Consider the following 14,758-nt stretch of genomic DNA (forward strand, 5'->3'; position numbering starts at 1 on the left):
AGATGGGGGCGTGACCCTCATCGATCAGCTGCCGCAGACCGCCGACCCCGACGCCCTCTACGAAGCCTTCGAGTCGTGGGCACAGGAGCGCGGTCTCACGCTCTACCCCCATCAGGAGGAAGCGCTGATCGAGGCGGTCTCGGGCGCGAACGTGATCGTGTCGACGCCGACCGGCTCCGGCAAGAGCATGATCGCCGCGGGCGCCCACTTCGCCGCGCTGGCCCGGGACGAGGTCACGTTCTACACGGCTCCGATCAAGGCGCTGGTCTCGGAGAAGTTCTTCGAGCTGTGCAAGCTCTTCGGCACGGAGAACGTCGGCATGCTCACCGGCGACGCCTCCGTGAACGCCGACGCCCCGGTCATTTGCTGCACCGCCGAGGTGCTCGCCTCGATCGCGCTTCGCGACGGCCGGCACGCGGACATCGGCCAGGTCGTGATGGACGAGTTCCACTTCTACGCGGAGCCGGACCGCGGCTGGGCCTGGCAGATCCCCCTGCTCGAACTGCCGCAGGCGCAGTTCGTCCTCATGTCGGCCACCCTCGGCGACGTCTCGATGTTCGAGAAGGACCTCACCCGGCGCACCGGCCGTCCGACCTCCGTCGTCCGCTCGGCGACGCGTCCGGTCCCCCTCTCCTACGAGTACCGCCGCTCCCCGCTCACGGAGACGCTTACCGAGCTGCTGGACACCAAGCAGGCGCCCGTCTACATCGTGCACTTCACCCAGGCCCAGGCGGTGGAGCGTGCGCAGGCGCTGATGAGCATCAACATGTGCTCGCGTGAGGAGAAGGAGCAGATCGCCGCGCTGATCGGCAACTTCCGCTTCACCACCAAGTTCGGCAGCAACCTCTCCCGCTACGTCCGGCACGGCATCGGCGTGCACCACGCCGGCATGCTGCCCAAGTACCGCCGCCTGGTGGAGAAGCTCGCCCAGGCCGGACTGCTCAAGGTCATCTGCGGTACGGACACGCTGGGCGTGGGCGTCAACGTGCCCATCCGCACGGTGCTGTTCACCGCCCTCACCAAGTACGACGGCAGCCGGGTGCGCACGCTGCGCGCACGTGAGTTCCACCAGATCGCCGGGCGCGCCGGGCGGGCGGGCTTCGACACGGCCGGCTTCGTGGTCGCGCAGGCGCCCGAGCACGTGATCGAGAACGAGAAGGCGCTCGCCAAGGCGGGCGACGACCCGAAGAAGCGCCGCAAGGTCGTCCGCAAGAAGGCGCCGGAGGGCTTCGTCGCCTGGAGCGACGACACCTTCGAGAGGCTGATCGCCTCCGAGCCGGAGCCGCTGACGTCCCGCTTCCGGGTCACGCACACCATGCTGCTGTCCGTGATCGCCAGGCCCGGCAACGCCTTCGCGGCGATGCGCCACCTCCTGGAGGACAACCACGAGCCGCGCAAGCAGCAGCTGCGGCACATCCGGCGGGCGATCGCCATCTACCGCTCGTTGCTGGACGGCGGCATCGTCGAGAAGCTGGACCAGCCGGACGCCGAGGGCCGCATCGTCCGCCTCACCGTGGACCTTCAGCAGGACTTCGCGCTCAACCAGCCGCTGTCCACCTTCGCCCTCGCCGCCTTCGAGCTGCTGGACCCCGACTCGCCGTCGTACGCGCTGGACATGGTGTCCGTCGTGGAGTCCACGCTGGACGATCCGCGCCAGATCCTCGCCGCCCAGCAGAACAAGGCGCGCGGCGAGGCCGTGGCCGCGATGAAGGCGGACGGCGTCGAGTACGAGGAGCGCATGGAGCGGCTCCAGGACGTCTCCTACCCGAAGCCGCTGGAGGAGCTCCTCTTCCACGCGTACAACACGTACCGCAAGAGCCACCCGTGGGTCGGCGACCATCCGCTGTCCCCGAAGTCCGTCATCCGGGACATGTACGAACGTGCCATGTCCTTCACGGAGTTGGTCTCGTTCTACGAGCTGGCCCGCACCGAGGGCATCGTGCTGCGCTACCTGGCCAGCGCGTACAAGGCCCTGGAGCACAACATCCCGGACGACCTCAAGTCCGAGGATCTCCAGGACCTGATCGAGTGGCTCGGCGAGATGGTGCGTCAGGTCGACTCCAGCCTCCTGGACGAGTGGGAGCAGCTGGCCAACCCGGAGGAGATGACCGCGGAGGAGGCTCAGGAGAAGGCCGACCAGGTCAAGCCGATCACCTCCAACGCGCGCGCCTTCCGGGTCCTGGTCCGCAACGCCCTGTTCCGGCGCGTCGAGCTGGCCGCCCTCGACCAGGTGGCGGAGCTGGGCGAGCTGGACGCCGACGCCGGGTGGGACGCCGACGCCTGGGGCGAGGCGATGGACAAGTACTGGGACGAGTACGACGACCTCGGCACCGGCCCCGACGCCCGCGGCCCCAAGCTGCTGCTGATCGAGGAGGAGCCGGAGCACGGGCTGTGGCGCGTGCGGCAGATCTTCGACGACCCCAACGACGATCACGACTGGGGCATCAGCGCCGAGATCGATCTTGCGGCCTCCGACGCCGAAGGCCGTGCCGTGGTCCGCGTCACCGACGTGGGCCAGTTGTGAGCACAGGAGACAGACAGTCATGACAAACCCGGCCGAGAAGCTCGTCGACCTGCTCGACCTGGAGCAGATCGAGGTCAACATCTTCCGGGGGCGCAGCCCCGAGGAGTCGCTGCAACGGGTCTTCGGCGGCCAGGTGGCCGGACAGGCGCTGGTCGCCGCCGGGCGCACCACCGAGGGCGACCGGCCGGTGCACTCGCTGCACGCGTACTTCCTGCGCCCCGGGCGACCGGGCGTGCCGATCGTGTACCAGGTCGAACGGGTCCGTGACGGGCGGTCGTTCACGACCCGCCGGGTCACGGCCGTGCAGCAGGGCCGCACGATCTTCAATCTCACCGCCTCCTTTCACAAGCCTGAGGAAGGGAGCTTCGAGCACCAGCTGCCTCCCGCCCGCGAGGTGCCGGACCCGGAGTCCCTGCCGACCGTCACCGAGGAGATCCGGAAGCATCTTGGCGCGCTGCCCGAGCAGTTGGAGCGGATGGCGCGCCGCCAGCCGTTCGACATCAGGTACGTCGACCGGCTGCGCTGGACGCCCGAGGACGTCAAGGGCGCCGAACCGCGCAGCGCCGTGTGGATGCGCGCCGTCGGGCCGCTCGGTGACGACCCGCTGGTGCACACCTGCGCCCTGACGTACGCCAGCGACATGACCCTGCTGGACGCGGTGCGCATCCCCGTCGAGCCCCTGTGGGGTCCGCGCGGCTTCGACATGGCGTCGCTGGACCACGCGATGTGGTTCCATCGGCCGTTCCGCGCGGACGAGTGGTTCCTGTACGACCAGGAGTCGCCGATCGCGACCGGTGGGCGAGGGCTCGCCCGTGGTCGGATCTACGACCTGGAAGGCCGTCTGCTGGTGTCGGTCGTCCAGGAAGGGCTGTTCAGGGCGCTGTAGTCGCGCTGCGCCAGGGGCCCGGTCGTCCGGGCGGCCTTCACGGGTTTCTGCGAAGGAGCCGGCTCAGCAGTCCTCGCCCACGTTCCCGCTCGGGCGCGTCGGGTCGGGCTGTGGCAGGACGTGTGCGGGCTCGGGACGCGGCCGAGCGCTGTCCGTGCGCGATTTTCGGCCGACGCACCGCGCGGCCCGTGTGTGCGGCTGCCGCCGCGTGCCGCGCGTCACCGTGGTCAGCCGCGCGCTCGGCCCGCGGTGTCGGTCGTGGCGCCGGCCGATGGGCGCGGGCCTCGTCCAGGACGTGGGCGAGGTCGGCCCGCAGCCAGTCGATCTCGTCCGGGTCGTCGGCCGTCATGAGCCTCTCGACGCGCTGCGCCGACGGTGAACCGGGGGCGCCGTGGGTCGGCGGCCCCGGACGGAACCGGTTCACCTGGGCGCGTTCGTAGGGGTCCTTGACGATCTCCGCGACCTGGACGGGACCCAGCAGCGCGGCCAGCGCACCGGCCCGCTCCCAGGGATCCTCGGCCCGGCGCAGCAGGAACCCCAGGTGGCGGCCCCGCCAGTTGCGGGCCCGCAGATCCACCCCGTCCCGCAGCCGGGCCCGGAGCCCCTCGGGCAGCACACGGCCCTTCACCAACGCCGCGTTCTGCTCGTCGGCCGCGAAGTGGCAGACCTCGTCGGCCAGATAGAGCCACACGAGCGTGCGATAGCGGTTCAGGTAGAACGCGACCGGCGCGACCAGCCCCAGCCGGGTCAGGCGCGAGAACCGGTCACCCGTCACACCCATGAGGTGGGCGGCCTCGTTCGTGCTCACGGTCCGCACCCGGGCGAGCAGCCCTTCCGGGAAGCCGTCTTCCGCGCGCAACCGCTCGATCTCGGTGCCCGCGACCCGGCATCCTCCGCCACCCTCGTCGGGCAGCGTGCGGATCCGTCCGAGATTCACCGCGAGATCGAATTCGCGTCGCTTCAGTCCCAGTTCGCGTGCGGCACGGCTCGGTGAGTACCCGAGGACTTCCGGACTCGCGATGGTGTTGCCCGACATGGCGTGTCTCCCCCGTGGAGTCGTGGTCGATGAGATCCGCTCACGCTCCGTGCGCTCGCGGTCACACCACCGTAGCCGCTCCGGCCGATCGCCTGGCGAGCCTGTGGATAACTCCGCGGGGACGGCTGAAGTCGCAGGTCAGAGGTCTGTGGAGGGGAAGCGCTCCGGCTGGCGTGCGTCCACCCCGAGGTGCTCGCCGACCCGGTTGACCAGCAGTGTCATCTCGTAGGCGATCTGACCGATGTCGGCCTCGGCGGCGCTGAGTACGCACAGGCAGCTCCCGCTGCCGGCGGCCGTGACGAACAGCACCGCGTCGTCGAACTCGACCATCGTCTGGCGCACCTGACCCGCCCCGAAGTGCCGTCCCGATCCCTTGGCCAGACTGTGGAGTCCCGACGCGACGGCGGCGAGGTGTTCGGCGTCCTCGCGACGCAGACCCGTGCTCGCCCCTGTCACCAGTCCGTCGTTGGACAGGACGAGCGCGTGCCGCACATGCTCCACGCGCTCGGTCAAGTCGTCCAGCAACCAGCCCAGTCCCTTGTGCACCATGATGTCGATCTCCCCGTGTGACGACTCCCCCTGGCCGGAGGATCTCTCCGCCAGCCTTCCCCACGTCCGGCTGACGGGCAAGCAGGATGGGGGCATGGCACAGAAGATGACCGACACGGAATGGCGGGCCTTCCTGTCGCAAGGCACCCGCACCGCGAAGCTGTCCACCGTACGGGCCGACGGCAGCCCGCATGTGGCACCGATCTGGTTCCTGCTGGACGGGGACGAGCTGGTGTTCAACACCTCCAAGGAGAGCGTGAAGGGGCGCAATCTGGCCCGGGACGGGCGGGTCGCCCTCTGCGTGGACGACGACCGGCCGCCGTTCGACTTCGTCGTCGTGCAGGGGCGCGCCCGGCTGTCGGAGGACCTCGGCGAACTCCGGGAGTGGGCCACCCGCATCGCCGCCCGGTACATGGGTGAGGAGAACGCCGAGGCGTACGGGGAACGCAACGGCCAGCCGGGAGAGCTCCTGGTGCGGGTCTCGATCGACAAGGTCCTGGCCCAGAAGGCCATCGCGGGCTGAAGCGCTGACCGGTCAGCTCACGGAGTCGAGCAGCCGGGCGGTGTGCACCCGCCCGGCGTACTCGACGAGCCGGATCAGCACCTCCTTGCCGGAGTCACGGTCCCGCGCGTCACAGAGCACCACCGGAGTTCCCCGGTCGAGGTCCAGCGCGCGGCAGACGTCCTGCGCGCCGTAGGCCCGGGCTCCCGTGAAGCAGTTGACCGCCACCACGAAAGGGATGTGGCGGTGCTCGAAGTAGTCCACGGCGGGGAAGCAGTCCTCCAGGCGCCGCGTATCGGCCAGGACGACCGCCCCCAGCGCTCCCTGCGAGAGTTCGTCCCAGAGGAACCAGAAGCGGTCCTGTCCCGGAGTGCCGAACAGGTACAGGGAGAGCCCGGAGCGGATGGTGATGCGGCCGAAGTCCATGGCGACCGTGGTCGTGACCTTGTGGTCCACGCCGTCGGTGTCGTCCACCAACTGGCCCGCCTCGCTCAGCAGTTCCTCGGTGCGCAGGGGCCTGATCTCGCTGACCGCTCCGACCAGGGTGGTCTTGCCCACGCCGAATCCGCCGGCGACCAGTATCTTCAACGCCAGGGCGGCGGTCTCGCCCTCGGTGGCGTCGGACGTCTCGGAGACCATCGATCACTTCTCTCGGGAGTGCCGGCAAGGGTCGACGTCGGTACGCGCGTGCCACGCCGCGACACGGCGTCCGGACACGGTTTCGGTGCTCGTGTGCGAAGGCAGCATCATGGCAACGGCGGGTCCCCGCAGGGCGCTCGGACCGCTCTTTGCCTGACATGACCGACTCGCATGCGTTCCGCGCCCACAAAGGTGCGCAAGTCGGCTGTCTGTGCGCCGGTACGCGCGCGGGTTGTCGTGTGCGTTCATCTACAGGGCCCGCAGTCCGTCGATGACCTCGCGCAGAATCCGCTCGTCGGGGAGCTGGGCGGGGGGTACGGGGCGGCTGACGGTCACGCGGCCCAGCTCCAGGAGGTCTCCCAGGAGAACCCGGACCACGCCGACGGGGAGGTCGGCGTCCGCGGCGAGTTCGGCGACGGACTGGGTCTCCACGCGGCACAGCTCGACCAGAGCCCGGTGCTCGGGTCCGAGCGCGGGGTCGTCGTCGAGGTGAGGGGCGCCCGGGTCGAGGCTGACCAGGGCGATGAGGTCGAAACGCACCCCGGAGGGCCCGGGCTGGGTGCGGCCGCCCGTCATGGCGTACGGCCGCACCAGCGGGCCCGCCTCGCCGTCGTACCACTGGCTGCCCTGCTCGTGCGGGGTGCCCATGATGTCCTCGGTCATCCTTGCGGACCGCCTTCTCCTTCTCGCCTCAACCGGCGGCGGGGGGCCGCGCGTTCATGCGCGGCGCCGTGTAGAGGTGCTCGCCGACGCGTTTCACCAGTCGTGCCATCTCGTAGGCGACGAGGCCTATGTCGGCGGTGACGGCGGTGAGGACGGCCAGACAGGAGCCTTCTCCGGCGGCGGCCACGAAGAGGAAGGCGTCGTCCATCTCCACCATGGTCTGGCGCACGCCGCCGGCGCCGAAGTGCCGGCCGGCTCCCTTGGCCAGGCTGTGGAAGCCGGAGGCGACGGCGGCGAGGTGTTCGGCGTCCTCGCGGCCGAGTCCGGTCGAGGAGCCCACGGCGAGTCCGTCGTTGGAGAGCACCACGGCGTGCCGTACCTCGTGCACGCGCATCACCAAGTCGTCCAGCAGCCAGTCGAGTTCGCCGGAACTCTGCGCGGCTCTCATGCCCGGGTCCTGGATCATGCGGGGTCTCCTTCGCTGCTGTCACTGCCGCCTGCTGGATCAGGCGCGCTGCCGCGGCCGGGTGGGCGGCCGCCACCGCGGGCCCATCCGTCGCGGTAGGCCGCCATGCGGTCACGTACGAGTTCGGGGGTACGCCGGTCGTCGTCGTGGGGGGCGGACGGCTGCGGCGGGTCAGGGGGGCGACGCTCGCGCAGTTGGGGGGCGAGACTGGCCTGCCGTACCCGGCGGGGGAGGTTCTCGGATCCTTCGTCGGGGTCGAGGGGACGGTGCAGGCGCAAGGCGGTGACTCCGGGGGGCGGGGTTTCGGGGCCGGTCCGCGCCGTGGCCGGGACGGGGGCCACCAGGGCCGGCCGGTCACCGGTGGTGGGGACGGCCTCCTGGGGAACTGGCCCGCCGGGCACGCGCGCGTACTCGTGCTCCGGGTCCGCCGACTTGGCGCCGGAACGTTCCGGCACACCACTGTGCAGCAGTGCGGTGGGCAGCAGGACGACCGCGGTGGTACCGCCGTAGGGGGAGGTGCGCAGGTGCACCTTGATCTCGTGGCGCGCGGCGAGCCTGCTGACGACGAAGAGGCCGAGCCGGTCGCTGTCGAAGAGGTCCAGCGCCTCGGACTGGGCGATACGGCGGTTGGCCTCGGCGAGGGTCTCCTTGCCCATACCGAGGCCGCGGTCCTCCACCTCGACGGCGTAGCCGTTGCCGACGGGCTCTCCGGTGACCCGCACGCGCGTGTGCGGGGGTGAGAACTGGGCGGCGTTCTCGACGAGCTCGGCCAGCAGATGGGTGAGGTCGGCCACGGCGGCGCCGACGACGAGGGCTTCGGGAAGCTGACGCACCTCCACGCGCGCGTAGTCCTCGATCTCGGAGACGGCCGCGCGGACCACGTTCGTCAGGGAGACCGGCATGCGCCAGGCCCGGCCTGGCGCCGCACCGGAGAGGATGATCAGGCTCTCGGCGTGCCGTCGCATCCGGGTGGTGAGGTGGTCGAGCCGGAACAGGTCGCTCAGTTCGTTCGGGTCGTCGGAGCGGCGTTCCATGCTGTCCAGCAGGGTCAGCTGGCGGTGCACGAGGACCTGGCTGCGGCGGGCCAGGTTGACGAAGACGCCGGAGATGCCGCTGGCGAGCTCGGCGCGTTCCACCGCGGCGCGCAGCGCGGCCCGGTGGACCGTCCCGAGGGCTTCGGCGACCTGGCCGACCTCGTCCTCGGCGGGCGCCCCCGGCGGCGCCTCGGCCCGGACGTCGAGCTCCTCCCCGGCGCGCAGTCTGCGCATGGCCTCGGGAAGTTTGCGGCGGGCGATCTCCAGCGCGCCGTTGCGCAGGCTGATCAGCTCGACGACCAGGCCGCGCCCGATGCGTACGGAGATGACGAGGGACGCGGCGACGGCGGCCAGGCCGAAGAGTACGGCGGCCCCCGCGGGCGTGAGCAGGCCACGGGCGAACGGGTCGGCCCGGTCGGCCACACCCCGCGCCGCGTCCTGCTCGATGCCGCGCATACCGCCCTGCACGCGCGCGTGTGCGGGCGTCCAGTCGGTCTCGGGTGCCGCCTTGATCGCCCCGGGCCCCGGCCTGCTGGTGAGGACCTTGTCCTCGACGGCGACCATGGCGGCGTAGTCCACGCCGCCGGCTAGGTCGCGCCAGGCGGCGCGCTCGTCGCCGCGCAGGTCGGCGACGGCGCCGTCCGTGAGGGCGCGGCGGGTGTCGACCGCGCCGGTGAACAGCCGCAGCCGCTCGCCGTCCAGGCCGCCCGCGAGCCGGGCGCTGGACAGCAGCACGTCCTCCCGGGCGAGGGCCTCGCCCGCGCGGGAGAACTCCAGGAGCACGCGCGCGTCGGAGCCGAGCTCGGCGTCCTGGATGCCGGTGAGGGCGCCGCCCACGCCGAAGGCCGTGGCGATGGTGTTCGTGTACTGCTCGTAGGCCTCGTGCCATCCGGCGCGCCGGTCCAGTACGTCGGCCCGCAGCGTCCGCAGCCCCTCGGTGCCCGTGACGAAGGTGTCGAGCCGCATGGCGACTCCCTGGGGCAGTTCCTGCCCCTCGGCGACGGTGTTGTGGTCGCCGAGCCGCAACCGCGCCACCGCCAGGTCCGTGCGTTCGGCGAGGCGCCGCAGCTCGCCACCGGCGCCGGCCGAGGGGTCGGTGGCGTGCCGTACGGCGGCGGCGCGTTCGGCCTGGAGCGCGGCCACGGTGGCCGCGACGGGGGCACGGACGTCGGAGTCCACGCGCTGCAACTGCCGTAGCCGCGCGACGTCCTGGAAGGTGCTCACGGTGGCGTACGCCCACAGGGCCAGCAGTGACACGGCGGGCACCATCAGCAGGCAGACGATCTTGGCGCGCACGGTGCGCGGACGGATGTGCCAGCGCTCCCGCGCGCGCGGGGGACCACCTGTCGCGGCCGCGTCCGCGGTGTCCCGGGGGGATTCGTCGGCCGGCGGTCCTGCGTGGGCGCGGCGGCCGCGCGCGGGGGTGGTGGGCGGCGTCTCGGCGCCTGAGCCGGATTTCCTGCGGGTGGTACGCATGGCCTCCTCGTTCGGGCAGTGTTCGGGTGCGGACCGTGGAGGTGCGCCTTCAGTGGGCGGCGCTCCCGAGGGGCCGTTGGGCCGACGCGGATGCCTCGCGCTCGCCGGCCGTCGGAGACAGCGCCACGAAGGCGGAGGTCAGGAAGAGGTAGGACCCGAGGCCGACGGCGAGGGGGAAGACGAACTGCATCGCCGTGGCCCCGGGCAGGACCTCGCCGGAGGGCGTGACCTGCACGCGCACCGCGAACATCCCGGTGTAGTGCATGCTGCTCACGGCCACCCCCATGACGAGGGAGGCGACGGTGACCGCGACGGGCGACTTGATGTTGAGTGCCGCCCACAGGGCCGCGGTCGCCGCGACCACGGCGATCACGACCGAGAGGGCGACCCGCATCGGGTCGTAGGTCACGTCACCGTGCAGACGTACCGCCGCCATGCCCAGGTAGTGCATGCTCGCGACGCCCAGCCCGGTGGTGAGGCCGCCGATGAGCAGCGCGCGGACCCGGTCGCGGCCGTAGCCGACGGCGAAGACGCCGGCACTGACGACGATCATGGCCACGAGCAGGCTGAGGACGGTGAGCGGCACGTCGTAGCGGATCTCGGTCCCGCTGACGCTGAAGCCGAGCATGGCCACGAAGTGCATGGTCCAGATGCCGGTTCCGATGGCCGAGGCGGCCGTGATCAGCCAGTTGCGGCGCGAGCGTCCGGTGGTGCCGAGCGCGCGGACCGTGCAGCGCAGGCCGAGAGCGGCGCCTGTGCAGGCCATGACGTACGACAGTACGGGTGTCAGCCAGCCGAGGGCGGCGTGGTCCAGGTGTCCCATGGCCACGGGACGCTAGTGGGAGCACAGGAGCACAAAGGGGGCGCATTTCGAAAGGTGTTGGAATATGACGCAGATATGTACCTGAACGATCGCCTCCCGCTCGAACATGTGCGCAGGGGCGTCCCTCCGGCGCAGTGAGGGATCATGCCGAACATGAGCGACGAAGACCGTACGCACGTCCAGGAGTTCTTCACGGCCCGCGCTGCCGAATGGGACAGCCGGTTCCCCGACGACGGCCCCGCCTACGCGGCCGCGGTCGGCGAGCTCGGTCTGCCGGAGGGGGGCCGCGTCCTCGACGCGGGCTGCGGCACCGGGCGGGCCCTGCCGCCGCTGCGAGCGGCCGTGGGCGCCTCGGGAGTGGTCCTCGGCGTCGACCTGACCCCGGCCATGCTGCGGGCCGCCGCTCGGGCCGGGCGCGACCGTGACGGGCGGCTGCTGCTCGCCGACGTGGCCGCGTTGCCGCTGCGCTCGGAGTCGCTCGACGCGGTGTTCGCGGCCGGTCTGATCGCCCACCTGCCCCACCCCGCCCGCAATCTCGGGGAGTTGGCGCGTGTCGTGCGCCCCGGCGGCCGGCTCGCCCTCTTCCACCCGATCGGCCGGGCCGCGCTCGCCGCCCGGCAGGGCCGTCGGATCACCCCGGAAGACCTGCGCGCGGAGCCCAATCTGCGTCCATTGCTGGCCGGTTCGGGCTGGACCTTGACGTCCTACGTCGATGAGGACGACCGCTTCCTCGCGCTGGCCGTCCGGGCGGGCTGACCGTACCGGCGCTTCACCGCGCCTTCCCCCTTCTGCCGCCGCAGCTCCAACTCTACGTTGAGTGGCAGCGGGTGAGCGATCGGCGAGGGACGCCCTGAAGGGGACGGTGGTCACCGTGTTCGACAGACTTCGCAAGGCGTGGGCCGGGTTCCGTGAGACGGCGCGCGCGGAACGGGGGGCCGGGCAGAACCGGCGTGCGCACAACCTGTTCGAGGCTGCCGCGGCGTACGTCTCGGCGTGCGCGGAGGACGACCAGGACCGTATCGACGAGGCGGCGGGATGGGTCTCTCCGGAGGCGCTGTCCTTCGGGGTGAACGAACTGGCGTGCCGGGCCGTCATCGCGCTGGCCCGGGAGCGCGACCAGTCGCCGCGGACGGTCGCACGCGAGTTGCTGGGGCTGCCGGCGGCGTGACGGGGAGGACGGCGGAAGGGGAGCTATCGGCCCGGTCCGGCCGGACAACCGCAGGTCCGGTGGTTCGCGCAGTCGTGACAAGCGGCTTGCGGTCGCACTAGGGTGCGCGCCGATGGACGAACCCCTGGGGAGGCTGGGATGGCCGGGACGGACGCGGACACCGTCGCCGCCGAGGACGACGCGCTCTATGTGCTCACGGCGGTGCTGCTGACGCCTGCGCGCTTCCCGAGCGTGCTGGGCGACGACTACCCGGAGGCCTGTGCGGCACTGGGCATCGCTCCGCTCGCGGACGGGTACGGCCTCGTGTTCGGCCAGGACGGCGAGGGCGCGCGGTGGACGGTCGTCACCGACGACGTGTCGCTGGTCGCGGTGGCCATCGCCTCCTGGGACTGCGGCATGGAGTACGACCTCTCGCCCGACGAGCGGTCCGTGGTCGCCGCCCTGCCCGGCTGGCCGCTCGCGGTCGCCGTCGCCGCTCCCGGGGTCCCCGCGCCGCACGATCCCGACCCCGAGGACGCGGGCTGCGACCCCCTGTCACCGCCGGACACCACGGGCTGGGGGGCGGCCCAGCGCAGGCTGGGTGCCGACGAGATCGCGGTGCAGTGGACGTCGTGGCGGGAGCAGGTCGATGACAAGGAGCTCGCCGCCCCGGTCGGCGACGACGAGGCCGCCGGGGATGAGACGCCCGGTCCGGGACGCAGCGTGATCCGGCGCGTCCTCGCGGAGGCGCACGCATACGTGGACACCCCGCCGCCGCTCGGCCGCGTCCGGTCGTCCTTCGCCACGGGCGAGGCACGGACCCTGCGCGCGGACGGTCCGGGCTGGTCACTGGTGGCTAGGACCGACGACATGGCGTTCCTGCTGGTCGACGAGAAGCCGGGCGAGGTGCTGCCGGTGGGCCGTGGTCCCAAGCTGCCCGCCCTGCTGGAGGCGCTGGACAAGATGGCGGTACGGCCGAGCTGACGCGGGCCGAGGCCGTGGGGAGCCGGCGTGCACCGGAGTCCCGGTCGGCCTCGCTCTCCTCCCTCGGAGGCGAGGGAGTTCAGCACCTGTGTCAGCCCCCCATGCCTCAACTCGGCAGCATGTGGTGCCACTCCATGGAAGACGCGCGGCCCTCGCCCCACGATGGGGCAGCCCCGGCTCGGCCCGTGTGCCGTGCCCCGTCGTCCCGTCCCGGAGGCCCGCATGCGTCCATCCCCTGGCGTCCCCCTGCTGTCCGCCGCCCTGCTCGCGGCTGCCCTCACGGCGCCGGCGCCGGCCCTCGCAAAGGGCCTCGACGGCACTCACTGCGCGCGCCAGGACCGCGTGCGGGTGCCGGGCGCGGCGCTTCAGCGGACGGCCTGCCTGGACGACCTGACCACCACCGGCCTCGCCGGCACCCCGTACACCGACCTGGCCGACCAGGCGGGGCTGACGGCGCAGGCCACCCGCACGCCGTCCGGGGTGCCGGGTGTGCAGGTCGACGGCTACTTCCCGGACTCCTCCCGGTTCAACGCCACGCACGGCTGGCGCCATGACGCCCAGTTCGTGATCCGGCTGCCGGACCGCTGGAACGGCGGGCTCGTCGTCACCGGCGCCCCGGGCACCCGCAGGCAGTACGCGACGGACAAGGCGATCTCCGACCGCGTGCTGGCACAGGGCTACGCCTACGCCGCGACCGACAAGGGCAACAACGGCACCGACTTCTACCGCGACGGCGACCGGCCAGGCGACGCGGTCGCCGAATGGAACACGCGCACCACCCAGCTGACGCGCGCGGCCCGCAAGGCCGTGGCCCAGCGCTACGGGCACGCCCCGCGCCGCACCTACATGACGGGCATCTCCAACGGCGGCTACCTGACACGCTGGCAGCTGGAGAACCATCCGGAGCTGTACGACGGCGGGGTGGACTGGGAGGGCGCCCTGTGGACGGCGGACGGCCCGAACCTGCTCACCTCCCTGCCCACCGCGGTGGGGCGGACCTACGGCTCGGCCTCGGACGAGGACATGTACGGGGTGGGTTTCGCGCGGGGCTCGGAGTTCCTGTGGCCCTACCACGAGAAGGCCTACTGGGGTGTCACGCAGAAGACCTATCGCGCGGAGTTCGACCCGGCCTACGACACCGCGTGCCCGGGACCGTCGGCCGGGACCACCACCGAGGAGATCCTGGCGCCCTGCGCGTCCGACGCGACCTACGACTACGCCGCGCGTCCGTCCTCCGTCCACCGCGCCGTGGCCCGGGTGTCGCTGACCGGGCGCATCGGCAGACCGCTGATCACCCTGCACGGGGACATGGACACCCTGCTGCCCAAGGCCGCCGACTCGGACGTGTACGCGCGCATGGTCGACAGGCGAGGGCGTGGACCGTGGCACCGCTACTACACGGTGCAGGGCGGCACGCATGTCGACGGGCTCCACGACTCCCACCCCGACCGGTTGCGGCCGATCCTGCCCTGCTACCGATCGGCCTTCGACGCGCTGGTCGCATGGGTGGAGCGAGGAACCCGGCCGCCCGCGGACCGGACCGTCGGCCGGCCCGCGAGCGGTGATGTGGTCGACTCGTGTGCGCTGGACGGCGAGGCCGTCGCGGGTCGGTAGAGCCTCAGCGGCCCAGCTCCTTGCGCGTGACCCGGCGCAGCCTGCGGCGCTGCGACGGGTCCAGCGTGAGGTACGCGGCGGCCGGGACGCCCAGCACTATGAGCAGCGCGGCCCACCAAGGCAGCCAGATCCAAAGGATGAGCCCGACCGCCACACCTCCTGCGGCGATCTTCGCGTTCTTCGACATGTGTGTCGCCTCCTTCGCGGCCACTGCCGCTCTCTGCTCTGAAAACGGGCCCGCGTTTCCGGCGGTTCCGGCCGCACCCCTGAGACGCACCCTGAGACATCCCTGACGCCCGACCCCGAGTCACCCCTGACAACCAGCGAGTGAGCGGGTTCACAGCTCCAGCATGCCGGGCCGGGCGAGGAGGTGCTGTACTCTCGGCGACCTCGCCCCGGCTAGTCAAACTTGAGG

At 71.8% G+C, this 14,758-nt stretch carries 15 protein-coding genes; 7 read left to right on the forward strand and 8 right to left on the reverse strand.

Annotated features, from left to right (window positions below; all coding sequences use genetic code 11):
- Window positions 1–10 precede the first annotated feature (10 nt).
- Entirely contained in the window at window positions 11–2,524 is a 2,514-nt protein-coding gene (locus ACIP2X_RS13935; protein WP_401671748.1) for a DEAD/DEAH box helicase, read from the forward strand.
- 19 nt (window positions 2,525–2,543) lie between these two features.
- A complete protein-coding gene (locus ACIP2X_RS13940) occupies window positions 2,544–3,410 on the forward strand; it encodes an acyl-CoA thioesterase (RefSeq protein ID WP_401671750.1) in 867 nt (288 codons plus the stop codon).
- Between the two features lie 37 nt (window positions 3,411–3,447).
- On the opposite strand, the gene ACIP2X_RS13945 is transcribed toward ACIP2X_RS13940, so the two are convergent.
- Both ACIP2X_RS13945 and ACIP2X_RS13950 read right to left on the reverse strand, forming a co-directional pair.
- Complete coding sequence (locus ACIP2X_RS13945) at window positions 3,448–4,446, reverse strand: DUF6397 family protein (protein WP_401671752.1); 999 nt, start codon at window positions 4,444–4,446, stop codon at window positions 3,448–3,450.
- Between the two features lie 138 nt (window positions 4,447–4,584).
- Window positions 4,585–4,995 carry a roadblock/LC7 domain-containing protein gene (locus tag ACIP2X_RS13950; protein ID WP_385389671.1) on the reverse strand — a complete coding sequence of 137 codons (411 nt, stop codon included), beginning with the start codon at window positions 4,993–4,995 and terminating at the stop codon, window positions 4,585–4,587.
- A gap of 94 nt (window positions 4,996–5,089) precedes the next feature.
- Here ACIP2X_RS13950 and ACIP2X_RS13955 point away from each other — a divergent pair, with 94 nt between their 5' ends.
- On the forward strand, window positions 5,090–5,518 hold the full coding sequence (locus tag ACIP2X_RS13955) for a PPOX class F420-dependent oxidoreductase (RefSeq protein WP_401671754.1): 429 nt from the start codon (window positions 5,090–5,092) through the stop codon (window positions 5,516–5,518).
- 12 nt (window positions 5,519–5,530) lie between these two features.
- Here ACIP2X_RS13955 and ACIP2X_RS13960 read toward each other — a convergent pair whose 3' ends face one another.
- The 5 genes from ACIP2X_RS13960 to ACIP2X_RS13980 all read right to left on the reverse strand — a co-directional run bounded on the left by ACIP2X_RS13960 (window position 5,531) and on the right by ACIP2X_RS13980 (window position 10,598).
- Window positions 5,531–6,136 (reverse strand): GTP-binding protein, encoded by a 606-nt coding sequence (locus tag ACIP2X_RS13960; protein WP_401671757.1) that lies wholly within the window; start codon window positions 6,134–6,136, stop codon window positions 5,531–5,533.
- Window positions 6,137–6,385: 249 nt separating this feature from the next.
- Complete coding sequence (locus ACIP2X_RS13965; protein WP_401671759.1) at window positions 6,386–6,799, reverse strand: DUF742 domain-containing protein; 414 nt, start codon at window positions 6,797–6,799, stop codon at window positions 6,386–6,388.
- Between the two features lie 28 nt (window positions 6,800–6,827).
- Window positions 6,828–7,265, reverse strand: a complete 438-nt coding sequence (locus ACIP2X_RS13970) for a roadblock/LC7 domain-containing protein (protein ID WP_401671762.1) — start codon at window positions 7,263–7,265, stop codon at window positions 6,828–6,830.
- Window positions 7,262–9,775 (reverse strand): nitrate- and nitrite sensing domain-containing protein, encoded by a 2,514-nt coding sequence (locus tag ACIP2X_RS13975; protein WP_401671764.1) that lies wholly within the window; start codon window positions 9,773–9,775, stop codon window positions 7,262–7,264. The genes ACIP2X_RS13970 and ACIP2X_RS13975 overlap by 4 nt, the downstream gene beginning before the upstream one ends.
- 49 nt (window positions 9,776–9,824) lie before the next feature.
- On the reverse strand, window positions 9,825–10,598 hold the full coding sequence (locus ACIP2X_RS13980) for an MHYT domain-containing protein (protein WP_401671767.1): 774 nt from the start codon (window positions 10,596–10,598) through the stop codon (window positions 9,825–9,827).
- Window positions 10,599–10,751: 153 nt separating this feature from the next.
- Here ACIP2X_RS13980 and ACIP2X_RS13985 point away from each other — a divergent pair, with 153 nt between their 5' ends.
- The 4 genes from ACIP2X_RS13985 (at window position 10,752) to ACIP2X_RS14000 (ending at window position 14,343) form a co-directional block, all read left to right on the forward strand.
- The gene (locus ACIP2X_RS13985; protein ID WP_401671769.1) at window positions 10,752–11,354 is read left to right on the forward strand and encodes a class I SAM-dependent methyltransferase; all 603 of its coding nucleotides are present in this window, start codon (window positions 10,752–10,754) and stop codon (window positions 11,352–11,354) included.
- Window positions 11,355–11,469: 115 nt separating this feature from the next.
- Window positions 11,470–11,766, forward strand: coding sequence for a hypothetical protein (locus ACIP2X_RS13990; RefSeq protein WP_401671771.1), 297 nt, complete (start codon window positions 11,470–11,472; stop codon window positions 11,764–11,766).
- Window positions 11,767–11,904: 138 nt separating this feature from the next.
- Entirely contained in the window at window positions 11,905–12,729 is an 825-nt protein-coding gene (locus ACIP2X_RS13995; RefSeq protein WP_401671773.1) for a hypothetical protein, read from the forward strand.
- A gap of 222 nt (window positions 12,730–12,951) precedes the next feature.
- Entirely contained in the window at window positions 12,952–14,343 is a 1,392-nt protein-coding gene (locus ACIP2X_RS14000) for a tannase/feruloyl esterase family alpha/beta hydrolase (protein ID WP_401671775.1), read from the forward strand.
- A gap of 4 nt (window positions 14,344–14,347) precedes the next feature.
- Here ACIP2X_RS14000 and ACIP2X_RS14005 read toward each other — a convergent pair whose 3' ends face one another.
- On the reverse strand, window positions 14,348–14,530 hold the full coding sequence (locus ACIP2X_RS14005; RefSeq protein ID WP_401671777.1) for a hypothetical protein: 183 nt from the start codon (window positions 14,528–14,530) through the stop codon (window positions 14,348–14,350).
- Between the last annotated feature and the right edge of the window lie 228 nt (window positions 14,531–14,758).

It is taken from the genome of Streptomyces sp. NPDC089424 (genome assembly GCF_044749345.1).
Lineage (GTDB): Bacteria > Actinomycetota > Actinomycetes > Streptomycetales > Streptomycetaceae > Streptomyces.